The following is a 24,352-nucleotide window of genomic DNA, read 5'->3' as shown; positions in this document are numbered from 1 at the left end:
CATTAAAGTAACCGAAAATTAACAAACCTACCAGCCGCAGGCGTCTTCCCGTATCACCGTCACCTTGCGAGCAGCGGAGCGTCTTCGATGAAAACCACGATCATGGAACAGAGTCCCTCGCCCGCCCACCTCAACCAAGCTCCGCGGGTATTGCTGACGAAAATGGGCCCTGAATGCCACTCCCTGAAATGGCTGGTGACCAAAGACCAACTACTCTCTTTCTGGCTGGAGCAGCAGGCCTATGTGATCGGGCTGAAAGGCCGCCATTGGATGACGTCCCAAGGCACTGATGTCTGCCTGGAACAAGGGTATTTTACCTGCCTTGCACCGGGCCTGATCCTGTTGCAGGGCGAAGGGGAAATTGCGCTCTACTTGGCCGACAAAGAGACCAGCCCCCGCGCCCGCGGGCTGCTTCATAACCTTTACAAATACTTTAAGCGTCCCCACTGCACTGTGAAAATGACCCTGACGTACATGGAGGCTTCATGAAACTGGTCGGCATGCTGGACTCGCCCTACGTACGCCGCGTAGCAATTTCCCTGGATCTTTACGGCATCGACTTTGAGCATCAGCCACTTTCGGTATTCAGCACCTACGAACACTTCGCCAACATCAACCCGGTGGTAAAGGCGCCCAGCCTGGTGCTGGATGATTCAACTGTGTTGATGGATTCAAGCCTAATTCTCGATTACTTCGAAGCGTTGGCCCCGGCTGATAGAAAGTTGTTGCCACAGCAAGCCGGCGCGCGCGCCCAGGACCTGCAGTTGATTGGTCTCGCCTTGGCCGCCTGTGAAAAAACCGTGCAGATCGTGTACGAACATAACCTGCGCCCCGCCGAAAAACTCCACGAGCCCTGGCTCGACCGTGTAACAGGTCAGTTGCTGGCAGCCTACTCGGCCTTGGAAAAACGCCTGGCCCATGCGCCGGACGAAGCCCTGACCCAAGGTGCCGTCAGCGCTGCAGTGGCCTGGTCTTTCAGCCAGTTCATAGTCGCCTCAGTGGTTAGCGCCGAGGCCTTCCCGCACCTAGAGCGCCACGCCAGGCGACTCGAGGAACACTCGGCCTTCAAGCGACACCCCATTGAATAAATCCCCTAAAACGTACTACGAGCCGGCACCTGCCGGCTCTTCGCTCACATGAACGGCTTGTATTTACACCCTCTTTTTCTCACACACCGCCAATGGTTATAAAATCATGCCGACGCTGGAAGCCCTCGCAGTCAGTTATGACATCTGTCACATCCACCTTGCCAGCGATGAGCAACACCCTCCTGCGTATCTGTGAATGAATCCGCACGCCAAAATCCCGGTACTCTGCTGGACAACCACAATCAGCAAGTGGTGGTGGAATCTGCGGCGGTGCTGATGTACCTGTCGGAAAAACACGTACGCTTTCGCGGCACATCGTCCAAGAAACGGTGGCAGGTGGTGTAATGGCTGATTTGGCAAGTCAGCAGCCTGGGACCGATGGGCGGGCAAAAAATTACCACTTCCATCATCAGGCGCCCCAAGCCGATACGTGCTCGCCTGCGCGCTACCTGAACCAGACTCAAACGTTGTTTGAGGTGTTGGAGCAGGCAATCGCTGGGCTACCGTTCATTTGCGTAGACTTTTCCATCGCCGACATGGCGATTTACACCTCGCTGCGGCTGCACAAACTCTTGCACGTGAGCCTTGGGGTCTAGCGGAACGTTGGGGCGCAGTCTTGGCACGAACATGATTAGAGCTCCAACCGTCAAAATTCCATTCGTGTCTCCCGAGAAGGGCCATGCCCAAAATAAGCCGTGTAACACTTGCTAAAATGGCTCGGCGAAACGAAGCCACAGGCTACTGCCACCTGGACGATAGTTAACCTCGAATGCTGCAGCAACCGGCGTGCCTCCGTTACTCGAAGTTCAAGGTAATAACGCACCGGCGTAGTACCAAGCTGAGCTCTGAACATTCGTTCAATTTGGCGCCTCGACATCTTGACCCAGCCTGCCATCTGTTCAATTTCCAGGGGTTCTTCTAGGTTCGTCTCCATCAACTTGACGATTTCTCTTAAAGGCGCAGCCATCTTGATGTGCTGCGTTGGATTCAGACGCCGATCCCGTGAAGCATCAAACTCCAATATATTGGAAATGCCATCCACTAGACCTGCCCCATTCGACTGGCCAATCCACATCAGTACCATATGCAGCGCGCCACGTGGGCTGGCCGCTGTATACCGGTCACGGTCAACCATAAAGCTTTCACTCGTGACTTGGCTGTGTTGCGCGGTCTCGGCCAGCGCAGGTCGATGTTCCGGGTGAATAGCACAGCGGTAGGCCTTCAGTAGGCCTGCTTGCCCCAGAAACCAGGCGCCATTCCAGAGCCCCGACAGCGCGACGCCCTTCTCGGCGCTTTTTTTAAGCAACGTACTCAATTGCGCATCTGCGCGCAGTGGTGTGCGTAGACCACCACAGACGATCAACAGTTTGAGCTCGTTTAGTGGAAAGGATGAGAGATCCTGATCAGGGCGAATAACGATACCCAAATCGCTCATGACTTCCTGGCCGTCCAGCGTAAACGTGTAAGTCCTGTATGAGTCCGGGCGCAACAAATTCGCGGTTACAAGCGCGTCCAACGCATGGGTAAACGATGGCAGGGAGAAGTAATCAAGGAGAATAAAACCTACTCCCGAACTGGAAAGCTTCGGGGGTTCCTCATCATTGAGGTAGCGGAAATTTTTCCCTTTGTTTGCTCCGCAAAAACATCTCTGATCTATCATCTCAAGCCAACCTTCTTAGAAGCAAAATCGGTCGCTGTCCAAATATCCGCTGGGATCGGCCACGATGACGAAACGAAGATCGCCCCAACACAAGCGTTCGGGGCGATCTGTTCAGGCTGCGGAGATCGATTAGGAAGCGTCGATCCAGATGGTTTTCAGCTCGGTGTATTGGTCATGTGCCCAGATTGACTTATCCCGACCACCGAACCCGGATTCCTTGTAACCACCGAATGGCGTTGACGCGTCGCCCTCGCCAAAGCAGTTCACCGTCACGATGCCGGCACGAATGCCGCGCGACAACTTCAGCGCGTTACGCAGATTGCCGGTATACGCAGAGGCCGCCAGGCCGTAAGCCGTATCGTTGGCCAATTCGATGGCTTCATCGATCGAGCTGAACGTGGTGACGCTGAGGACCGGCCCGAAAATTTCCTCTTGGAACAAACGACTGTCTCGCCCGACTCCATCCAGGATGGTCGGTTCGACGAAGATATCGTCGGTGGTATTGCCCCCCGCCAGCACAACCAGGTTTTCATTCTTCGCATGCTCGATATACGACCGGACTTTCTCAAAATGGACCTTGCTGATCATCGAGCCCAGGCGATTGTCCGGGTCGAGGGGGTCACCCATTTTCCAGTCCTTCAGTTGCACCTGAATCCGCTCGATCAACGCATCCTTGATGTCGGTATGAACGATCAGACGCGAAGACGCCGAGCAGTTTTCGCCCATGTTCCAGAAGGCACCGTTCACGACGTGCTGCGCAACTTGGTCAATGTCCTCGGCATCGTTCATCACCACTGCTGGGTTTTTACCACCGCACTCCAGCACGATGCGCTTGAGGTTCGACTCGCTGGAATACTTGAGGAAGAGCCGCCCGGTGTCTGTTGAGCCCGTAAAGCTGACCATTGCGACATCACCATGCCGGCCCAACGGCTCACCGGCCTCCCTGCCGCTACCAGGCACCACGTTGAACACGCCGGCGGGAATACCGGCCTGGAACGCCAACTCGGCGACACGCAACGCACTCAGCGTGGTTTCCTCAGCCGGCTTGACCACGATTGAGCAACCTGCGGCCAGCGATGGGCCGATTTTCCAGGCCAGCATCAACAGCGGGAAATTCCAAGGCAACACCAGGCCGACGACACCGATAGGCTCACGTACGACCATCGTCACGGCACCCGAACCAACCGGCGCAGTGGCGTCATAGATCTTGTCGATCAGTTCGGCGTGCCAACGCAATGTATTGATCGTTTCCGGCACATCAACGGTCTGGCACTCGCGGATGGGCTTGCCGCTGTCCAGGCTTTCTAGCACGGCTAGTTCGTGCGCGTTGTCTTCCAGTAGCTGGGCAAAACGCTGCAGGATACTTTTACGTGCGGCCGGTGAAAGGCCTTGCCAGCGTGCATCCTCAAACGCTTCCTTGGCCGCGGCCACAGCCTCGTCTACATCCTGAGCATCACACGCGGCAATCTCAGCCAGCACGTTGCCAGTGGCCGGGTTGGTTGTAGTAAAGGTGAGACCGGATTTCGAGGCCCGGAACTGGCCGTTGATAAATGCCTGGGTGCGAAACTCAAGCTTGCCAGCCAACTCACGGTAAGCTTCTTTACTCAGCAAGTCGGCCATTTCATGCTCCTCCAACGATATGCGCAACGTTTTGCTTGAGCGTCTGGATCACCGCCTTGAGCTCATGCTTTTCAGATTCTTCCAACGCCTGCAATGGTGCACGTACGCCACCGCTGCGCAAGCCACTCAGCTCACTGCCATGCTTGATCGATTGCACAAACTTGCCGCCTTCGAGGAAGTCCATCAATGGCAACAGAGCCGCCATGATGCGACGTCCTTTGTCGAAGTCTTTTTCAATCACGCAGGCTTCATACAGCGCGACGTGCTCGCGGGGAATGAAGTTGGATCCGGCACACACCCAGCTACGCGCGCCCCAGGCAAAGAACTCCAGAGCCTGGTCATCCCAACCGCACGAAATCTGGATCGATGGATGGGCGCTGGCCAGGCGATGCAGGCGGTTCATTTCACCCGAACTTTCCTTGATCGCCTCGATATTTTTGCAATGCGAAATCGCCTCGAAGAACTCATCATCCATGGCTACGCCCATACGCGCCGGGTAGTTGTAGAGCATGATCGGGAGGCCGGCAGCCTTGTCCACGGCCAGCACATGCGCGGCGATTTCTTTCTGGGTCGGCAACGCATAAGGCGGCGAACCTACCAGGACCGCGTCCGCCTTGATTGCTTTTGCGTGCTCGGCGAAGTACACCGAATCCTCTGTCCTGATACCGCCGGTGCCGACCACCAGTGGCAAGCGATTTTGTAGGACGCTCTTTGCACGCTCCGCAACGGCCAAGCGTTCTGCAGCCGTATGGGCGTAATACTCGCCCGTGGAGCCGCCAATGATGACGCCATGCACCTTGGACTCGACCAGGTACTCAAGCACTTCATCAAAGGCCGAATAATCTATTTGGCCATCCGAAGAAAGCGGAGTAATTGCGGGGGTAAAGATGCCGTCAAAGTTCATAACCTGTTCTCCAGTGGTTCCAATGTTTAGAGCTAGTGCCTGTAAACAACACACTCAATCGTTCGTTAATCGACACGCCTGCTGATTCAAATCAGCTCTCTCGCCCGGCACGAAACTGCCCCCATTTGAGGTTTGCATTAACGCCCAACGAAAGAAACGGTTCAGGTGGATTACTGTTAGGCCCAGGGGCGTTCAATAGGAAATCAATACGCTCATGACGTTGACCTGCCAGCCAATCGGCAAGTAATTGCCCCGTGACTGTGCCGCGCGTCACACCCAGGCCGTTGCACCCCAGAGCGCCATAAACGTTAGGCGCCAACTCGCCAAAGAAGCCGTTGTGATTGCGGGTCATGGCAAGCGCGCCGCCCCACGTATACTCAAAATTCACAGTGGGTAGCATTGGAAAGCGCTTATCGAACGACGCCCTATGACGTCGTGCGAAGCGGTCGTTATAGCGGCAGTCACTGCGTCCGTTCGGATTGAAACTGAAGCTATTTCTAATGAGTATGCGGTTATCTGGGGTACGCCTCACGGTGGTGCCGAACGGATCCGCCGGGATGGCACCCCAAAAAGGTTTACCGCCCAGCCGTGCCTGCTCTTCTGGCGTCAGTTGGCGAGTGATACTGCCGTAGGTATAGATGGGAAGCATACGGCCCTGAAGAAAACCAAAGCGCATGCCAAAGGAGTTGTTGGCCAGGATCAGCTTGTCGGCGGTGATACTTCCATTGGCATGTTTCAATACGGTTTTTGCACCGTATTCCACCTCCAGGATCGGCGTGCGCTCATACAACGTCACGTTCGCCGGCAAATGATCGGCAAGCCCTTTTACCAACGCCGACGGTTGAAGCAGAACGGCGCCCGGCGTGAATAAGGCCTTGCGGTAAAAGTGCGTGCCTAAATGACTGGGCAACTCATCCTGCTCAATCATTTGATAAGGCTGATCCAACTTATCCAACCCACGCCGATAGGCGTCGAGCACCGCGATACCCCGATCTTCCACCGCGGCCTGGTACTTGCCACAGGCTTTCATCTGACAATCAATCCCGTGTTGATCGACCAGGTCGCGCAGGATGGATTGCCCTGCAAGATTCAGCTTCAGACTGGTCTTGGCGAGGGTGATATCGCCGATGTAATCCTCAGCGCCGATGTCGTGGGGAAGGTCAATGGCAAAGCCAGCGTTTCTGCCGGATGGCCCCAACCCTACCTCTTGCGCCTCAACCAGTACGACCTCGTCGTTCGGGAAATTCAGCGCCAGTTGCCGAGCGGCAGCCAGCCCGGTAAACCCCGCGCCAATAATGACCCAGCGGGCTGTGCGGTGACCCTTGTGGGCAGGTCTGGGTTCACGTGGCCGGCTTAAATGAAACCAGCCACAGCTATTATCATCGGCAGGTAACGAGGTAACTTTCATAATAGTATGACCGTAAAGTTGAACATCCAAGCAAGACCAGCACGCATTTGGCGCAGTTGAGGTGTTAGCTCAATCGCTGATAAAGCGAAACGGTGGGCGCGGTGCTACAGCACACCTAATCTATAAACTTTCCACTCTAGTTTTCTAAACCAGACTCAAAAACCTGCCGCAATGGCGTAGCGTTCCGAGCTGCCGATGTCACTGGAATAATAGTTATCCCTGAATGTCATGGGCGGAAGTCCAAACAAATCCTTGAAGCGCTTATAAAAATGCGGATAACTTACAAAACCAGTCGCCAACGCAACGTCGGTCATTGATCGATTACTTTGAATAATCAATTGACGCGCGCGGGTCAGCCGCAGCTCCAGATAGTATCGATTGGGCGCCGCATTCAAGTAACGCGCAAACCTGCGCTCCAGCTGTCGACGCGATACCCCCACATGGCTAGCGATCTCATCAATCTCCATGGGTTCTTCGATATGAGTTTCCATCAATGAGACCGCTACGTTTAGCGGGCGAGGCACTGGTCTTGTTAAGCCCAAAGAGCTAAGCGGCACATCATCTAATTGCGTTTTTTTGGGTTGGTGCACGCGTTTGATTTCATCCACCAGATCAGCGTCGCGCTGGGAGCTGAGGTCTTGCATGATCGCCAGAATCATATCCATAACGGATGAAGCTCCGGCGCTGGTCGCACGCCGCGAGGTGAAGGTGTAGTCGGCCTCCACAGTTTTCACCTGGGGAAAATACTCGTTGATCAACGCACAGCTATCGGCATGACAGGCGCAGTCCTGATCATCGAGCAAGCCCGCATCAGCCAGATAAAACGCAGCATTCCAGACACCGGCAACGACCCCCCTCCCCCCTGCCGCCTTTTTCAAAGCGCGGCGAATAGTAGGGTGGGTGGACAGTCTTACCCGCTGGCCACCAATGACAACCACCGCATCGTGATTGATTTTTTCAACACTCAAGCGCTCCGAAGACAGCGGAATACCGATATCACTTTCAACCAGTCCCCCCAAGAGCGAATAGGTCGATACTTTATAAAGGGTATTACTGTTGATCAGGTTACCGGTGGCCAGCGCGTCCATCGCTGTTGACAGTGCGGTCAACGAAAAGTGATCCAGCAAAATAAAAGCTACGTGCACTACTTTTTCGTGACCGACCGAGTCCGTGCTTTGCCGAAATCCGATGTTCTGGAACTTCAACGAGCTTTGAAAGGTATCCATCATCTTTGCCACCTGATCACTGGATTACGTAAAACAAACGCAGCCGGTCTCGCAAACGGCCGGCCCTGATAGAGCCGACCGGAGTTTCCTTAAGCGGGGTTATTTCTTAGCCGCGGCACGCGCGTCACTCAACCAGCCATCGTATTGCGCCTGGTGAGCCTTGATCCATTCAGCGGCATGCCGCTTGATGTCTGCCAGTGACTTCTCACCCTTTTGCATGCGCAGGTTTTGTGCGCTTTCGTCATCGGTGCTGATACTGACTTCTGACAGGAATTTACGAGCCACCGGGTTCTCCTCGGCGAACTCTTTATTCATCACTGCGTTGACGGTGTCCACTGGGAAACCAAGGTTTTTGCCTTGATAAAGAGTGTCTTTACTGTCTTTGCCATCGGGCAATGAGGTGAACGGGACTGGCAGCCAAACCACGTCACGCCCTTCCACCAGCACGCTGGAAATCCATTGCGGTACCCAAGTGAAATACAGCACAGGTTTACCTTGCTGGAACCTGGCGATGGTGTCCGCCATCAACGCAAAATAGGAGCCCCGGTTGTCCACCACGGTCGGGCCCAAGCCATATGCTTTCATGTGGTGCTCAACCATCACTTCACAACCCCAGCCCGGGTTGCAGCCGGTGAGGTCCGCCTTGCCATCACCATTGGCGTCGAACAGCTTGGCGATCTCAGGTTTCTTCAAGTCCGAAAGATCCTTGATGTTGTAGGCATCGGCTGTCTTCTTGTCGATCATGTAGCCTTGCAGCACGCCCTTCATGACCTGGCCGACCTTCACCATGGTGTCGTCGCCGCCGGCTTTGTTATAAAAGGCAGCGTGTAGGTTCTCCCATTCATGCACAGTGAAATCTGCGTCACCATAGGATAACGCCAGGAACATCGCGGGATAATCAACTTCCTTAGGTGCTTTAACGTCATAGCCAAGGTCTTTCAGCCCTGCAATCGCCACTTCACCGCGAAAACGCTCTTCGGCAATCGTGGGGAAAATAGGCGTAATAGAAACGCCATCACCTGGTTTATTAGCGTCCGCAGCGAACGCTGCAGAAAAAGCAGTCGCCCCCAATACAGAAGCCATCAGAGTCGCGATAACAGTGTGCTTAAGGTTTGCAAGTTTCATATTTCACCACGCTTGAATTTATAGTAGGTGAGCAGACGAGCTTAATTAGTCACTGGGCGTGCTACGTTCTTTTTCTTCTTAAGTTTCATCACTAGGCCAACCGGCCCGGTCTCGTACCAGCGCTGGCCGGTTGCCAGATCACTGCTGCGCTCACCCATCGCTTGTGTCAAACGATCGAGGAAGACTGCCAGGAGTACCAGACCCGCACCGCCGACGCTGGCCAGCCCCATGTCCAGGCGGCCGATGCCGCTCAACACCATCAGCCCAAGGCCACCAACAGAAATCATAGAGGCCACAACGACCATCGACAGCGATAGCATGAGTGTCTGGTTCAACCCGGCCATCATCGTTGGCGCGGCAAGGGGCAACTGGACCTTCAACAGCATCTGTGTGGCGGTGCAGCCAAAAGCACGTGCGGCTTCGACTTTATCGGCGGGCACCTGGCGGATGCCCAAGTTGGTCAGGCGCACTAGGGGCGCTACTGAGAAAATAATGGTCACGATGACGCCTGGAACGTTCCCGATGCCAAACAACATCACCACCGGCACCAGATAAACAAAAGCAGGCAGTGTCTGCATCGCGTCCAGTACCGGACGCACGATCACTTCTGTTCGGTCGCTACGGGCACATAGGATGCCCAAGGGAATGCCGATAACAGCACAGAAGAGTAATGAGGTTAGGACCAATGCGAGGGTTACCATGGCGTCGGCCCATACACCGATCAAGCCTAAACCCGTCAATGTAGCGATACTGAAGATTGCGATACGCTTACCGCCGATCTGCCAACTGATCAATCCAGCGATAATAATGAAGACCGTGGGCGGTACAGAAAGCAAACCCCACTGAACACCATCAAGCACTTGATCGACCGGCCATCTAATTGATCTGAACACTTCCCGAAAGTTATGCACCAGATAATTAAGCGCCGCCTCTACCCACGCGCCCAGTGGAACGGTGAAACTTTGGAACGGGTCCAAATAATTAAAGTCCGACATGATATTTCCTCACCCTCAGAACTAGAGACCGCTCTGATTATTCAAGTTAGCTATTGTTCAGACAGCTCAGAAGGTGGCCTTGCGAAATCGAGCCTTTATACAAGCCAATTTCGTCTACCACCGGCACAGGCGTGGCGGAAGCCGCGACGATGTGCAGAATTTCTCTGAGCGACGCTTCTGCTTTTAGAGGGGTGTGACGACCAGGCTCATAGACAATGCTGGCGTCCTGTTGAGCAATATCGCCCGCCTTGAGAATTCGGCTAGTGTCGAATCCATTAAAGAAATCGCGCACGTATTTGTTGATGGGGTTACAGAGCAACTCACGAGGCGTGCCAATTTGAACAACCCGACCCGCTTCCATAATTGCAATGCGATGCCCGATTCGTACCGCCTCTTCAATATCGTGGGAAATAAAGATGATGGTGCGGTTTTGCTCGGCCTGCAGCCTGATCAATTCGCCCTGCATTTCGCTACGGATCATGGGGTCGAGTGCCGAAAACGCCTCGTCCATCAACAGGATGGCGGGGTCATTGGCCAAGGCTCTGGCGAGTCCGACACGTTGCTGCATACCGCCGGACAATTGATGGGGGAAGCTGAACTCTTGACCCGCGAGGCCGACCTGCGCCAACGCACCTTTGGCTCGACAATAGCGTTCTTTCTCGGCGATGCCGCTGATTTCCAAGCCGAAGCTAACGTTGTCGATGACGCTCATGTGCGGCATAAGTGCAAAGGATTGAAAGACCATACCCATATCTTTCCTGCGCACTTGCAGAAGGTCTTTATCCGCCAAACCGGTAATTTCTTTGCCATTCAGAAAGATGGAGCCACTGGTGGGCTCAATCAAGCGATTGAACAAGCGGACCATCGTGGATTTGCCGGATCCCGACAAGCCCATGATCACAAAAATCTCACCGCGACGGACTGAGAAATTCGCATCAAAGACGCCAATGGCTTGCCCTGTTTTTTTAAACACCTCGTCTTTGGAGGCCCCATCAGCGAGCATCTTCATTGCGAGGTCCGGCTGCGTGCCGAATACTTTATAGACATTCTTGACGGAAATGATTTCGTCGAAATCAGTCATACCTTGCCCCTTCGTGTTCAGCGCTCTCCGCTTTAAGCGACGCGCAAACGATCGAAATTAGTTTTAAACGGCAGCGGTAATGAATTGAGCGTTTCATGACGAGCTTCCTTTTATTATTTTTTGGTCCCTAGGAATGAGGGATGTTTCAAATCTAGTAGCAACCGCCCCTCAATTCCAACTACATTTACTGAGACAATTGGATAACGTTGGGTTATGAATCGCTCGATGGGTTTTGATTCCGTGCAGACGCACCCTAAGTACGACCCGTTATGTCTCAAAAACGACCCATACATCGCTCATACCGTCTTGCTTCAGTTACCCTCGCGTCGCTTCGCTGGGGAGCGGCTGTGCAAGGAGAACCTAAAAATGTCAAAGCATGTCGACCCTGACAGCATTCTGCTGAACATGCCGTCCTTGAGGGCAGTGAAAGCGTTTGTGGCGGCGGCTAAATACGAAAATTTTACCCTCGGAGCCGAGGCGCTCTGTGTGTCACAAGCGGCTATCAGCCGACAGATTCGCGAGCTTGAGGAGTATCTGGGTGCACAGCTTTTCAGCCGCGTGGGGCGTACGGTGGAGCTGACCCCCGCCGGCGCGGTGTTCTTTGATGCGGCTCATCTCTCGTTCGTGAACATCGCACAGGCCGCTGAGAGAATTCGCAGCAGCCAGCCCTCCAGGAAAATGCTGACCCTCTGCTGTTCGCCCGCCTTTTCTGCACTGTGGCTGTCGTCCCACCTGCCGGAATTCATTGAGCGATGCCCTGACATCGAGCTCAACCTGATCACGACCCAAAACTTCCAGACCATGGAGCCTGGGGTTCAACCGGACGTTTTCATTACCAAAATGGCTCGCATCCGGGATGACTATAAAAGTTATCCGTTGTGCCATGACATCATTTACCCCGTGTGCAGCCCGCAGTTTCTGGAGCAGCACCCAGAAATTTCGAGCATCGAAGGCCTGAGAAACGCGGCCTTACTGAACCTGAGTCCTTACGGACGATCGCAGTTGGCCGAGCATGTCGACTGGGGTGTCTGGTTTGCCTTTCAGTCTATCGACATTGATGATCGCCCTACCGACAGCCCTCAGATCTTCAATGCCAATGACTACAACTTGCTGATCAGCATGGTACTGACCCACCAAGGCGTCGCGCTGGGCTGGAACCATCTGGTGGTCCCGCTGCTGGAGCGCGGCTTGTTGGTGCGCCCCATCGAGCAGCAGGTTCAATTACGCAACAGCTCGCACTACTTGAGCTGTCGGGAGAATGCCGATAACGAAGGCGCGCTGCGTCAGTTTCGTGAATGGATCCTGTCCAAGTTCCCTCGTTGAAGCAGTGTGCCTTGGCATACGAGGCGCTGCTTTAGCTACCGATTTCCCTGTGAGAATGCTGGTGGAACGGTAATCTCACGTTACGTCCTCGTGCAACGACACAATCAGAGTTTAGGCCAATAAAACCCGGTGGTCGTTGTCCTGGCGTTGCTGGGGCTGACCTATGCGCTCCACCACCAATGCAAGCACATCAACGGGTACAATTTTCTGTCGGCACGTGCACCGGCTATGAAAGCATGTCACGCGCCGGCACTGCATTGATCGTGCCCCCCTCCAAAAAAAGAAGTCGTGCGGTGACGCATGCGATTAATTCAATCAATCCATCATGCTGAGCCATTGCGACGCTGGACTCGTGTTCTGAAGCGCTGCGAGTCCAGCTTCGGAGCCCCATTGATAACCTGAAATTATTGTTTGCACACACTAAATGTCGTTTGCGGATCAAGCGGCACGCCCTATAGGCTGTCATCCATCATAAAAATATAAAGTGGCTGCACCCCTTAAGCTGCTTACCGATGCCGAACATCTGCGCCTTATAAAAGTCACCGTCAAGGTGAGCGCTCACGTTAGTTATCCTGGGAGGATAAGATGGATAATAAAGAAACCGTTTTTGACCTGATTGCGCAACGTAAACCATGGCACTCTCTCCCAGGGGCGCTGTACAGCAACGAAGGTGTATATCGCCAGGACCTTGAGCAGATATGGCATAAGGACTGGATCTTCGCCGGGCATACGTTCGAACTGGAAAAGCCTGGCCAATATTTCACGCTGCAAGTGGGTGATTACCCCGTGGCGGTGGTACGCGGCAAAGACGGCCAGGTGCGCGCTTTTCACAATGCCTGCCGCCACCGTGGTGCAAAAATCTGCGAAGCCGACCATGGCAAGGTTGCCAAGATGGTCTGCCCCTACCACAAATGGACCTACGAGCTGGACGGCAACCTGTTGTTCGCCGGGAACATGGGGCAGAGTTTTGACAAGTCTGAATACAACCTCAAAAGCGTCCACTGCGAAATCGTGAACACCTTTATCTATGTGTGTGTCGCGAACAAGGCCCCGGACTTCGAGGCCTTCCGTAATGCCGTCACGCCCTTTCTCACCCCGCATAACCTTGATGACTGCAAAGTGGCCTTCGAGTCTAATATCGTCGAGAAAGGCAACTGGAAACTGGTCTTCGAAAACAACCGTGAGTGCTACCATTGCGACGGTTCCCACCCTGAACTGATGCAATCATTCGTGGACAACCTTTCCGTGGGCGGCACCAGCGGTGATGACGACCCGGAGCTTTCTGCCTACTGGAACAAATGCGAAAAAGCCGGCTTGCCAAGCCGCTTGGTGATGGACATTAAAGGTCAGTTCCGCATAACGCGCATCCCATTGTCCAAGGGCGCAGTGAGCTACACCTTGGACGGCAAACCCGCCGTTACTAGCCGTCTTGATAATTCTGGCGAAGCAGATATTGGCGCATTGCTGTACTTCAACTATCCGTCTACCTGGAACCACTTCCTCGGTGACCACGCCTTGAGCTTCCGAGTGTTGCCGATCAGCGCGACAGAAACGTTGGTGACCACTAAATGGATTGTGCTCAAGACTGCGGTGGAAGGTGTGGACTACGACATTGATCGCCTGACCAAGGTATGGATCGCCACCAACGATCAGGACCGCACTCTGGTGGAAGGCACCCAGTGCGGTGTGACATCACCTACTTACGAGCCAGGCCCGTATTCCGAAACCGCAGAGACCGGCGTCTGCCAATTCGATGATTGGTATTGCGCCACCATGATGGAACGGATCAAAGGGCCTATTTCGTTGAAGTCTGTTGGCTGATGACGATGCTTGACGGGTAAGCCTTTCTACGTGGCAATGTATTGAAAGGCTTATTCGTCTAGTTTTGACCAATCAGGTATCAGCGTGCAGGCGAAAACGATCGCGGCATTAAAGCGCTTTTCTTTGCATGCCTGCTCTCGTAATTCAAATGACCACTTCATGATTAACGTTCAACGACAGTTTCGACGAGCGAGCGTTAATCGGTATTGCGTTTCTGGCGGCCTCATTAACTCTCACCAAAGCGCGCACTAGGTGGGACTAAGGCGAGCGGGGGCTATTACTTCTCGATCGGACCGCCATGCCGTTCACTGCGCATCTGAGCGCCCGTTACGGCTGTCGGCTGTCTATCGAGTGGGCGACCGTTGCTCTATGTATAATGTTTTTACGATGAGCCCCTACCTGATTTCCGGGTTTTGCCATGGCATCTGCTTTTTCCGCTGCCATGCGTATGCTTGATTGCGCTATTAACATCCGGCCAATCATTCTCAAAAAAACCGCTAACCGCTAACCGCTAACCGCTTCCGTCAGGATTCCTGGCCTGTACAGCGCCGGTGGTAGAGCAATAACCGAACCGCTGTGTATGGAGTTAAATCCTACATTGTCTGTGCTCTGCGTCGTCATCGTGTTGAACAGCTGCATGTCTGGAGCAGTTTCTGCGTTATTAAGCTATGGAACAGAAAAGAACGGCCCGCCCCTTACTGCCCCAAGGGGTATTGTAGTGTGCTGGGCGTTTTTTGCTTCATCGTGTTCTTAACCGAAGGCACGATACTGGAACGGGCCGCTGTCTTTTTACTGACTAGCCAGGACATGACCTCCACCCTGGCAGGCTTGGAACATGACTGTTTTGCGGCAGCCATGGCAGTGGGAGGGCTGACTGGGGATGCAATCTCTCGCAGACTTGGCGGCGTGCGTGTGACCGCCTACGGCGGAATTGCCGTCTTGGACCTGCTCGTATCATTCAACTTGAGGGACGGCCCGCATCATTTTTAGGCTATGCGCTGACTGGCTCAGGATGCTCGAAAACAGTTCCTGCGCTGTTTAACGCCATCGACAAACTGAACTGCATACCTCAGAGGTTCAATGTACCGGCGGTTATTTCGATGGGTTATGTAGGCGTCTTGTTAGGGCCCAAAGTGATCAGTTGTTCTGCCCACGAAAGCAGCCCTCTCGCAGCGTTTGAGGGCTTGGTGTTTCTCCAATGATTGTAAGCGCTACCTTTCGCTTTCTGCGCACATGATCCGTCGATGCAGACCTAATGGAACATCCTCTGTCGTGGCGTCATTAATTGCAGCGTCTCTACCTAGCGATTTCCCTCCCCTAGAAAATGCTCGATAAATAGACCCAGGTATTCTCTGGGTAAAAACCTAATAGGTCAGCACAACCTGTGCAGTTACAAAGGCGCTGAGCCCCTCTGCCTGCTCCTGTAGAAAGCGGAGGCATCAACATATTGCGCTAAGGGTGTCTGTTTCCCGCCCCGGAAGGTTCGACAGCCGCCAACTTCTAGATAACCAAAGGTTATCGTTTGCCGGCAGTTAAAGTGATTATACGTGCCGGCTGCGAAATGGTAATTTTCGTCACAGCAGCACATGGTGTTGTTATGGTCACAACGATGATTGCTTCTACTCATCATGGAGAGAAGACACGTGATAAATATAACCAATTTGATAACTCGAACTCCCGCCCTCACCGGTTTGGGTCGCATTTCTTATTTCACTCCTAACAACCTCAAAGTTGTCACTGGGGATGGAACGTCCCTTCTCTAATAAACGCCCTGAATGTCGTTCTGACACAAAAGCGTTTATGTCCTCGTCGTAATTTAAAGACATCGCTACCTCGTTTATCCACACAGTGCCTGCTTTCGCCTGCGAATTGATGCGCCCCTCCATTCAGAGATTAGGCTTACATCGATTATCGCAGTCGCGGCTAACTGTTGTGCAGTTTCCGTCAGTTGAGGAAAAAGTAATGACCGTCGCAATTCCAGCACACATGCATGCCGTTCTGCTCACCGGCCATGGTGGGCCCGATAAACTTGAGTATCACACTGACGTTAAGGTCCCACATCCAGCCAAAGGTGAGGTGCTGGTACGCGTGGCCGCAGCTGCGGTCAACAACACTGACATCAATACCCGCATTGGTTGGTATTCGAAAAAGGTCAGCGTTGACACCGAGGCAGGCAGTACCGGCGGCTTCGGCGAAGTCGACAGCGAGGATGCATCCTGGTCAGGCGTGCCTTTAACGTTCCCGCTGATTCAAGGCGCCGATTGCTGCGGATACATTGTCGCCGTCGGTGAGGGGGTTACGCCAACTCGCATCGGGCAACGCGTTCTGATTCGCAACATGCTCAGAGCCCCGGTTAACCATCAGGATTACCAGTGCTGGACGTACGGCTCAGACTGCAATGGTTCCTTCGCTCAGTACACCGTCGCGCCAGACGCAGATACCTGGTCGGTGAGCAGTGACTGGAGTGACATCGAGCTCGCGTCCATCCCCTGCTCTTATTCAACCGCTGAATTGATGATGCAGCGCTCGGGCGTGAACGCAAATGATGTCGTGTTGATTACGGGCGCCAGTGGTGGGGTCGGTTCTGCTGCCGTCCAGTTGGCTAAATGTAGAAGCGCGCGCGTTATCGCAATTACGTCTAGCAGCAAGCGAGGCCAGGTACTCGAACTGGGTGCGGATGAGGTTATTGACCGGGATGACAACTTGCTTGAGCGCTTGGGTAAAAACAGCGTGACGGTGGTGATTGACCTTGTCGGCGGTAGCGCTTGGCGCCCCCTTCTCGACGTTCTGAAAATAGGCGGACGTTATGCGATATCCGGCGCCATTGCCGGTCCGCTGGTGGAACTTGACTTACGCACTCTGTACTTGAAAGACCTGACTTTCTACGGCTGTACCTGGCAAGACGATAATGTTTTTCAGGCATTGGTTAACTACATCGAGGAAGGCCGCATTCGGCCGCTTGTCAGCAAACATTATTCACTTAGCGATATCGCCCTGGCACAGGAAGATTTTCTAAGTAAAAAACACGTCGGCAAGCTCGTATTGGTGCCCCCACAGGAGCTTCATAATGAAAATTCGTGAAATTGAAGTTTATCAAGTGAATCTACCGTATTCGGGTGGTATTTATAGACTTTCTGGGGGCCGTACTTACACTTCATTCGATGCAACCATCGTATGCATTCGGACCGACACAGGCTTGGAAGGTTGGGGTGAATCGACCCCCTTTGGCCCTAACTACATAGCCGCGCACGCGCTTGGCGTCCGCGCGGGCATTGAGGAAATGGCTGACATGCTGATTGGGCGAGATCCTCGGCAGGTCGATCGCATCAACGACCTCATGGACAGCACCCTCTTGGGCCATCTGCATGCTAAAGCGGCGTTAGACATTGCATGCTGGGATATTTTTGGCAAATCCGTGAACCTACCTGTATGTGAGTTGCTGGGAGGAAGCACCGGACTATCCATGCCGATTGTTGATTCGACCTATGCAGGCGACCCTGAAGACATGCGCCGGCGCATCGATGTCACTCGCAAGCAAGGCTACCTCGGGCACTCGGTCAAGGTCGGCGCAACGCCCGAGGAAGGCGGACCGGCCCTAGATGCTGCACGCATCGAAGCGTCTCTTGCCGACGCGCGTCCCGGTGAGTATTTCATCGTTGATTGCAATGGCGGTCTCACCGTCGAACATGCACTGAGAATGCTAAACCTGCTGCCTTCTGGTCTGGACTTCGTACTTGAGGCACCTTGTGCCACGTGGCATGAACACATGGCTTTGCGAAGGAAAACCAGCATTCCGCTGATTTTGGATGAGCTGGCCACGGATGATGCATCCGTTTTGCAGTTGATCCGCGACGATGCCGCAGATGGAATTGGTATGAAGGTTTCCAAGCAAGGCGGCCTTACTCGCGCAAGGCGCCAGCGAGATATGTGCCTTACAGCCGGGTTGACCATGAGCATTCAGGAGACTGCGGGATCTTACGTGTCTTTTGCTTCGCTGACTCACCTTGCGCAGACCATCCCTCATCGCAACCTGCGCTGCGTCCTGGATCTGCGCGACATGTACACCCCTGTTACCGCGACCCTGGACATTCCAGTGATTGATGGCCGCATCCGCGCGCCCCTGACACCAGGGCTGGGTGTCGAAATCAATCGGGATGTTATCGGTTCTCCGGTAGCTACTTATCGCTGAGTCACGACGTTCACTTACCGCTCGAGAGCACCGGGCGTGTATCCAAGAGGTGTCTGAACAGGGCAGATCCAGCGAACTACCTGCTTGGACATCGACTATCTGCCAAGACCGACCAATAAATAAACTGAACGAAAGGTGGTGAGCATGAAACCTTCTCTAATTGCACGATGGGCAGTGAGCAGCTTAGCCGTACTTAGCATTTTGTCAGCCCATGCGGCGGATACCAGCAAGCCTGGCGCCGGCGTCTCCATTACGCCAATATTTCCGACCATCGCTGAAGAACGATTTCGAGGAGAGATCGCTGTTTTCGGGCTCAAGGAGCTTGGGTACACCGTTAAAGAACCCAAGGAAACAGAGTTTCCCGCGATGTATATCGCATTGGCCTACGGCGATGCCGACTTCACTGTCCATAACTGGAAAGCCTTGCACGCGTCGTTCTACCAGAAAGCTGGAGGTGACGAGAGCATGGAGAAGGTCGGAGAAGTCATGACGGGCGTGCTGCAGGGCTATATGATCGATAAGAAGACTGCTGAGCAATATCACATTAAAGATCTCTCCGACCTCAAACGCCCGGAAATCGCCAAGCTCTTTGATGCCAACGGCGATGGAAAGGCCGACATGACAGCCTGTAACCCCGGATGGGGCTGCGAGCTGATCATCAAGCACCACCTAAAAGCGTATGGCTTAGAAGCGACCGTTAATGAGAACCGCGGATCCTATTTCGCGTTGATGGCCGATACCATCGCGCGCTTCAAGCAAGGCCGACCGGTGCTTTTCTATACATGGGTTCCGCAATGGATTGCCAACGTTCTGGTTGAGGGGCGCGATGTGGTTTGGCTGCCCGTCCCATTCACCTCCCTTCCTGGCGGAGACAACCAACAGGATACCCAGTATGAAGGGAAAAACCTGGGCTTTCCTTTGGACGCCGTGGAAGCGGTCATGAACAGGAAGTTTGCCGCGAACAATCCGGCAGCGAAGAAGTTTCTTTCCGAATATCGCCTCAGCGCCAAGGACGAGAGCGCGCAGAATTACCGGATGCAGCAAGGGGAAAAATCCACAGCAGACATCAAGCGCCACGCTGCCGAGTGGATAGCGCAGAACCGTCAGGCATTCGATGGCTGGTTGCAGGATGCCAGAGCTGCCGCTCAGCAATAACGAATCATGTCTGATCGGCAGGTCCCGCCGCCGCGCATGCAGTCATCCGCTGTTCAATTAACTGCACTCAGGTATAGGCGTAGGCGATGACGACCCTCCGATCAGAAGCTAATGTGGACAGTACTTCCTACAAAGGCTTTATATTGATCATCGTAGCGACGTTCCTTTTTTCGTCACACGATACGATCTCCAAATACCTCACATCGGCCTACCCCGTCCTGCTGATTGTGTGGGCACGCTATGCTGTGCACACCGCACTGATGGCCAGCCTATTTCTACCAAAAGCCGGAACTGCATTGTTCAAGACAGCCAACCTCAAACTGCAGCTCCTACGCGGGGGCTGCCTCGTTGCGACGAGTTTATTTTTCACCTTCAGCCTGCATTACTTACCCTTGGCAGAAGCCACTTCCATCCACTTCCTTGCCCCCCTGTTGGTGATTCTGCTGTCGGTTCTGCTACTGGGAGAGCGGGTATCGGCCCGGCAAATGTGTGCGGCACTGGCGGGATTTGTAGGGACACTTTTCATCGTAAGGCCAGGTGGTGATCTGTTCACTCTGGCAGTGCTCCTACCCTTCTGCTCAGCCCTGTGTTTTGCGCTGTATCAGTTGCTTACCCGCAAACTCAGCGCGTATGACAGCGCGATCACCAGCAATTTCCTGGGCGGATTTTTTGCTGCGGGAGTCACGTCGCTGTTGGTACCCTTCTTCTGGGTTACCCCGACTATGAAGGATGCGATCATGATGGGCGCATTGGGTACCCTTGGCATGATTTCACACCTGTTGTTCTCACAGTCGTTCCGCTACGCAGCGCCGGCGGTCCTAGCGCCGTTCAGTTACTGCCAAATTCTCTTTTCTACAATTATGGGTGCTTTCATTTTTAAGCAAGTCCCGGAATCGCTCAGCCTTTACGGAATGGTGGTTATTGCCATAAGTGGGGCCCTGGCGCTGCTCAAAGGGAGCAAAGCTGCCTGATCAGCACAATAAAACGTTGCATCCGGCGATACTATCCTGAAATAGAATAAATAATATCGAGCCACAACCAATACGTTTATACCCAATTTTATTATAGCGAGATTGTGGGAGTGTTTAATCAGCGCTGTGCCAGCCCTACGCACTCACTGGACCTGAGTATCGTAATGACACAACGGCAATGACACCCGACGGCCTTAATAACGCCACGTTATCCATAGCGCCTTATAAATATTGCTAGATTTGCTATCAGGATGCTTATAGATTTAACGAAGCTCCCCTATAGCGTGTAAAAACAGGTGTTCGACGGGCGCAAACCAATCTTTAATCAAGGCCTACCTAAGTTGCCTGCGCCCGAGATTAATCGATTTAAACGTTATTAACGCTACACGCAAAGAAAAATGTCGCTTGGTCACGCATAGCTTTTTAGCATATTGAATATTGGAATCCGCCATGACAACTTCACCTTTTTCAATTCCAGCCAATGCTCGGCGTATCGACCCGGCCAGACAACGTGCAACTGCACTTAAAAAAGATGGCTCAGTCGATGACAACGACCGCGTCGAGATAGGCCCCACGCCTCTAGCTTTTGCGGAGTGGGAGCGCTTGGGCTTGGAGCCGCCCCATTTGCCGAGCCTGCGCTCATACCGCCTGCAGCGGATAGTTGATCAATTGGTAGCCCGTGACCTGGGCGGCATTCTGTTGTTCGATCCATTGAATATTCGCTACGCGACAGATACTACTAACATGCAACTATGGACGACCCATAACCCCGCGCGGGCATGCTTCATTGCCGCCAGTGGGCATGTAGTTTTGTGGGACTTCCATGGTTGCGATCACCTTTCCGCCCACTTGCCGCTGGTGACTGAATTACGCAGCGGCGCGTCTTTTTTCTTTTTTGAGACTGGCGAACACACTGATCGACACGCTAGGCATTTCGCCGCACAACTCGACGAGTTGCTGCGCCAGCATGCTGGGATTAACCGCCGGCTTGCGGTAGATAGGATCGAAGTTGCTGGCGTGCGCGCATTGGATGCCTTGGCTATCGAAATTTTTAGCGGCCAGGAAGTGACCGAGTTCGCGCGCATGATCAAAGGCCCCGATGAAATCAAGGCGATGCGCTGTGCGGTTGCATCGTGCGAAGCCTCAGTGGCCGAAATGCACCAGGCAATGCGCGGCGGCGTGACCGAAAACGACGTCTGGGCCGCCCTGCATGCCGGGAATATTCGCCGCGGCGGAGAATGGATCGAGACTCGGATCCTCAGTTCCGGTCCTCGCACTAACCCCTGGTTCCAGGAGTCAGGGCCACGGGTGTTGAGTGAGGGCGACCTACTGTCGTTCGACACGGATCTGATCGGTACCTACGGTATGTGTGTGGACATGTCCCGCAGTTGGATTTGCGGAGGTTTGGAGCCCACGGCCGAGCAGAAACGGCTGTATCGAATTGCCCATGACCATGTCGTCTACAACACCGAACTCATCAAGCCGGGGGTCCGTTTTACTGAACTGACCGCCAAGGCTCATAGGCTGCCCGAGGCTTGCCGCGCGCAACGCTACGGTGTGCTGTTTCATGGTGTTGGTCTGTGCGACGAGTACCCCTGCATCCGCTACCCTGAAGACTTGGCATCCTACGGATACGAAGGCGAACTGCAAGCGGGCATGGCCCTCTGCGTCGAAGCCTATGTAGGTGAAGTGGGAGGCCGCGATGGCATCAAGTTGGAGAACCAATTATTAGTCACTGAAACCGGCTATGAACTGCTGACACGTTACCCTTTCGACGATAGCTTTCTGCGGGCATAAAGACAGATGGCATTGTCCAGACTCTCGTTTAACACGCCTCCGCGAGAGAGCCTAGGGACTGATAAAAAACACAGGGATGTGTTCGGGTAACGATGCGGGCGATCACGACCATGCCAATCGCCATCATGAGCTTCTGCTGATGCCTGCCATGATGTCTGGCATCGCAAAAGGCAGATGGACCTTCGTGGAAATCTGCCAGCCTGTGACCCTAGTTGCGTTGCCCAGCGCAATGAACTCATCGGACGTAATGCGAATGCCCAGCGGTGTCAGGCAAAGTGCCGGTGGCAGCGCGACGATTAAGGTCGAGACCAATCCCGCATCGGTGCCATAGCCAAGCAGTGCGACAGCAGGCAACAGGTAAATGTAAGGTGCTATGCCAACTCTCAACGACCCCGGCGTTGATTTGGCAGCGGCGAAGTGCATTGAGGGGGCGATACACAGCGGCCAGCAATGCCTCGGACTTCGAAACCGATGTCGTTAACGTCATGGCCTGCTTGGGCTACTCCATCATTGGCACGATGCACATCTACGATCGACGGCATAACCGGCCTGAGGATTCGCAAACCCACATAGGTAGGTACGCACGTTAACCGTATCTAAGATTAAAAAATCTTTAATCGTGGTTCTCGTTCATGTGGAATAGCATTCGGTCAAACTCAACGAGACTACAGTACCACTGTGTTGCTGGAAGACTTTAGCCTTGACAAGATGGGTGTAAATATCGAAACCGCAGCAAACAAGGGGCTGATAATGCTAATTCAACGGCGAACTCCACGTCGCCTAGCGTTTTTCCTAACGTTGATGCTAGCCAGCTACACATGTGTCGCAGACAGTTATGCATCGGCCTTGTCGAGCAATGCTCAAGTGAAGGCAATTTCCGGCGGCAGTGGAGGATCCCGTGTTACGGTTCGGACAAGAAGCGAACTAGAATATCAACTCTGCCACCAGCATAACGCCAATAATGTATGCAAGGATTCTGAACCGAGAATTATCGAGGTAATCGGTGATATCGACTTCACTAACTCCGAAGGTCAGGAAACATCTACGGGTTGCTATTACGATCCCAAAAACCCACAGAAAGCACTTTTAACGAAGGCCGATCCAGAACATGCATGTGTAGGAAATGGTAACGTCAAACAGCCAATCTCGTTTGATAAAGCTGGTACCCACCCCCTTCTAGTGGGTTCGAATAAAACTATAGTTGGACATGATACTTCGGCAAAACTGACAGGAAAAGGTCTATTGCTGAAGCACGTTGAAAACGTGATTGTTCAAAACCTCACTATAGAAGGCATCAATCCGGCCGTTGTGTGGGCTGGCGACGCCTTGGATCTGAGTGACGTAAAAAGAATTCTTATCGACCACAATCTGTTTAAGATGATAGGACGACAGATGATTGTCGGTCATTTCGGCGAGCAGGACAATATTATAGTCTCAAATAATATTTTTGACGGGTCAACACCGTACTACAAAGAGGGCCATTACTGGAATGTTTTATTCATTGGCACGTCGTCAACGAAAGTTACTATAAGTGGCAATTGGTTTAGAAACTTTTCAGGTAGAGCCCCTGCGCTACATGGGCAGGGATCATTCGTCATAGTTAACAACCTTTATCAGAATGGGGCTGGCAACGCCCTCGAGCTGAATGACAACGTCGACGTTCTTCTGGAGGGTAATGTCTTTGAAAACGTACATCAGCCGATAGCTCGTAAAAGTGGTCTGATATTCGCACTTACTCAGCGCGACGTTACGGGAGATAACAGTTGTAATACGAGGTTAGGCAGACGTTGCGAGGCTAACCAAGTGAATGGCTCAAAACCAGCTCAGGGATTTGAGAGAATGCAAGAAGCCCTGGGTGGCTTCTCTGACTGGAAGATAGGGAACCCACGCCACGTCGACGCTGTTGCTGATACCGTCCGCACGACAGCTGGGCCGCGCTGAGTTAACAGACCCACGGAATCAATGTTGCGTCCTTCTGTTAATTAACTT

General features: G+C 53.5%; 20 protein-coding genes and 1 pseudogene. 12 read left to right on the top strand and 9 right to left on the bottom strand.

The window, feature by feature from the left end:
* Positions 1 to 87 precede the first annotated feature (87 nt).
* The 4 genes from NVB75_RS03190 (at position 88) to NVB75_RS03175 (ending at position 1,684) form a co-directional block, all read left to right on the top strand.
* The gene (locus NVB75_RS03190; protein ID WP_258345941.1) at positions 88 to 489 is read left to right on the top strand and encodes a hypothetical protein; all 402 of its coding nucleotides are present in this window, start codon (positions 88 to 90) and stop codon (positions 487 to 489) included.
* Positions 486 to 1,088: a glutathione S-transferase gene (locus NVB75_RS03185; protein WP_258345939.1), complete on the top strand. Its 603-nt coding sequence runs from the start codon at positions 486 to 488 to the stop codon at positions 1,086 to 1,088. Before NVB75_RS03190 ends, NVB75_RS03185 begins: the two co-directional genes overlap by 4 nt.
* A 192-nt stretch (positions 1,089 to 1,280) precedes the next feature.
* On the top strand, positions 1,281 to 1,433 hold the full coding sequence (locus NVB75_RS03180; protein WP_258345937.1) for a hypothetical protein: 153 nt from the start codon (positions 1,281 to 1,283) through the stop codon (positions 1,431 to 1,433).
* Positions 1,433 to 1,684: a hypothetical protein gene (locus tag NVB75_RS03175; protein ID WP_258345935.1), complete on the top strand. Its 252-nt coding sequence runs from the start codon at positions 1,433 to 1,435 to the stop codon at positions 1,682 to 1,684. Before NVB75_RS03180 ends, NVB75_RS03175 begins: the two co-directional genes overlap by 1 nt.
* Before the next feature lie 50 nt (positions 1,685 to 1,734).
* Here the strand turns inward: NVB75_RS03175 and NVB75_RS03170 are convergent, their stop codons facing one another.
* The 8 genes from NVB75_RS03170 to NVB75_RS03135 all read right to left on the bottom strand — a co-directional run bounded on the left by NVB75_RS03170 (position 1,735) and on the right by NVB75_RS03135 (position 11,107).
* Positions 1,735 to 2,748, bottom strand: a complete 1,014-nt coding sequence (locus NVB75_RS03170) for a GlxA family transcriptional regulator (protein WP_258345933.1) — start codon at positions 2,746 to 2,748, stop codon at positions 1,735 to 1,737.
* Between the two features lie 129 nt (positions 2,749 to 2,877).
* Positions 2,878 to 4,368, bottom strand: coding sequence for an aldehyde dehydrogenase (locus NVB75_RS03165; RefSeq protein ID WP_258345932.1), 1,491 nt, complete (start codon positions 4,366 to 4,368; stop codon positions 2,878 to 2,880).
* Position 4,369: 1 nt separating this feature from the next.
* Complete coding sequence (locus NVB75_RS03160) at positions 4,370 to 5,272, bottom strand: dihydrodipicolinate synthase family protein (protein WP_258345931.1); 903 nt, start codon at positions 5,270 to 5,272, stop codon at positions 4,370 to 4,372.
* Between the two features lie 91 nt (positions 5,273 to 5,363).
* Positions 5,364 to 6,683, bottom strand: coding sequence for an FAD-binding oxidoreductase (locus tag NVB75_RS03155; protein WP_258348513.1), 1,320 nt, complete (start codon positions 6,681 to 6,683; stop codon positions 5,364 to 5,366).
* A gap of 152 nt (positions 6,684 to 6,835) precedes the next feature.
* A complete protein-coding gene (locus tag NVB75_RS03150) occupies positions 6,836 to 7,909 on the bottom strand; it encodes a GlxA family transcriptional regulator (RefSeq protein WP_258345930.1) in 1,074 nt (357 codons plus the stop codon).
* A gap of 96 nt (positions 7,910 to 8,005) precedes the next feature.
* Positions 8,006 to 9,031 carry a glycine betaine/L-proline ABC transporter substrate-binding protein ProX gene (gene proX, locus NVB75_RS03145; protein ID WP_258345929.1) on the bottom strand — a complete coding sequence of 342 codons (1,026 nt, stop codon included), beginning with the start codon at positions 9,029 to 9,031 and terminating at the stop codon, positions 8,006 to 8,008.
* A gap of 41 nt (positions 9,032 to 9,072) precedes the next feature.
* Positions 9,073 to 10,026 (bottom strand): glycine betaine/L-proline ABC transporter permease ProW, encoded by a 954-nt coding sequence (gene proW, locus NVB75_RS03140; protein WP_258345928.1) that lies wholly within the window; start codon positions 10,024 to 10,026, stop codon positions 9,073 to 9,075.
* A gap of 46 nt (positions 10,027 to 10,072) precedes the next feature.
* The gene (locus tag NVB75_RS03135; protein ID WP_258345927.1) at positions 10,073 to 11,107 is read right to left on the bottom strand and encodes a glycine betaine/L-proline ABC transporter ATP-binding protein; all 1,035 of its coding nucleotides are present in this window, start codon (positions 11,105 to 11,107) and stop codon (positions 10,073 to 10,075) included.
* A 366-nt stretch (positions 11,108 to 11,473) separates the two neighbouring features.
* On the opposite strand from NVB75_RS03135, the gene NVB75_RS03130 reads away from it, so the two are divergent.
* The 7 genes from NVB75_RS03130 to dddP all read left to right on the top strand — a co-directional run bounded on the left by NVB75_RS03130 (position 11,474) and on the right by dddP (position 22,363).
* Entirely contained in the window at positions 11,474 to 12,430 is a 957-nt protein-coding gene (locus NVB75_RS03130) for a LysR substrate-binding domain-containing protein (RefSeq protein WP_258345926.1), read from the top strand.
* 585 nt (positions 12,431 to 13,015) lie between these two features.
* On the top strand, positions 13,016 to 14,251 hold the full coding sequence (locus NVB75_RS03125) for an aromatic ring-hydroxylating dioxygenase subunit alpha (protein WP_258345925.1): 1,236 nt from the start codon (positions 13,016 to 13,018) through the stop codon (positions 14,249 to 14,251).
* A gap of 1,962 nt (positions 14,252 to 16,213) precedes the next feature.
* Positions 16,214 to 17,332 carry an alcohol dehydrogenase family protein gene (locus tag NVB75_RS03120; RefSeq protein WP_258345924.1) on the top strand — a complete coding sequence of 373 codons (1,119 nt, stop codon included), beginning with the start codon at positions 16,214 to 16,216 and terminating at the stop codon, positions 17,330 to 17,332.
* Complete coding sequence (locus NVB75_RS03115) at positions 17,319 to 18,440, top strand: mandelate racemase/muconate lactonizing enzyme family protein (protein ID WP_258345923.1); 1,122 nt, start codon at positions 17,319 to 17,321, stop codon at positions 18,438 to 18,440. Before NVB75_RS03120 ends, NVB75_RS03115 begins: the two co-directional genes overlap by 14 nt.
* A 144-nt stretch (positions 18,441 to 18,584) precedes the next feature.
* A complete protein-coding gene (gene proX, locus NVB75_RS03110; protein ID WP_258345921.1) occupies positions 18,585 to 19,595 on the top strand; it encodes a glycine betaine/L-proline ABC transporter substrate-binding protein ProX in 1,011 nt (336 codons plus the stop codon).
* Between the two features lie 113 nt (positions 19,596 to 19,708).
* Entirely contained in the window at positions 19,709 to 20,566 is an 858-nt protein-coding gene (locus tag NVB75_RS03105; RefSeq protein WP_309149013.1) for a DMT family transporter, read from the top strand.
* 450 nt (positions 20,567 to 21,016) lie between these two features.
* Positions 21,017 to 22,363, top strand: coding sequence for a dimethylsulfonioproprionate lyase DddP (dddP, locus tag NVB75_RS03100; RefSeq protein WP_258345918.1), 1,347 nt, complete (start codon positions 21,017 to 21,019; stop codon positions 22,361 to 22,363).
* Positions 22,364 to 22,451: 88 nt separating this feature from the next.
* Here dddP and NVB75_RS03095 read toward each other — a convergent pair.
* A pseudogene (locus tag NVB75_RS03095) lies at positions 22,452 to 22,732 on the bottom strand (proline/glycine betaine ABC transporter permease); the annotation flags it as partial.
* A gap of 309 nt (positions 22,733 to 23,041) precedes the next feature.
* Here NVB75_RS03095 and NVB75_RS03090 point away from each other — a divergent pair.
* Positions 23,042 to 24,304 carry a right-handed parallel beta-helix repeat-containing protein gene (locus NVB75_RS03090; RefSeq protein WP_258345916.1) on the top strand — a complete coding sequence of 421 codons (1,263 nt, stop codon included), beginning with the start codon at positions 23,042 to 23,044 and terminating at the stop codon, positions 24,302 to 24,304.
* Positions 24,305 to 24,352 lie beyond the last annotated feature (48 nt).

This window comes from Pseudomonas sp. CBS (genome assembly GCF_024734645.1).
Taxonomy (GTDB): domain Bacteria; phylum Pseudomonadota; class Gammaproteobacteria; order Pseudomonadales; family Pseudomonadaceae; genus Aquipseudomonas.
The sequence above is the reverse complement of the archived record's forward strand: the minus strand, read 5'-3'. Positions and strand labels throughout refer to the sequence as shown.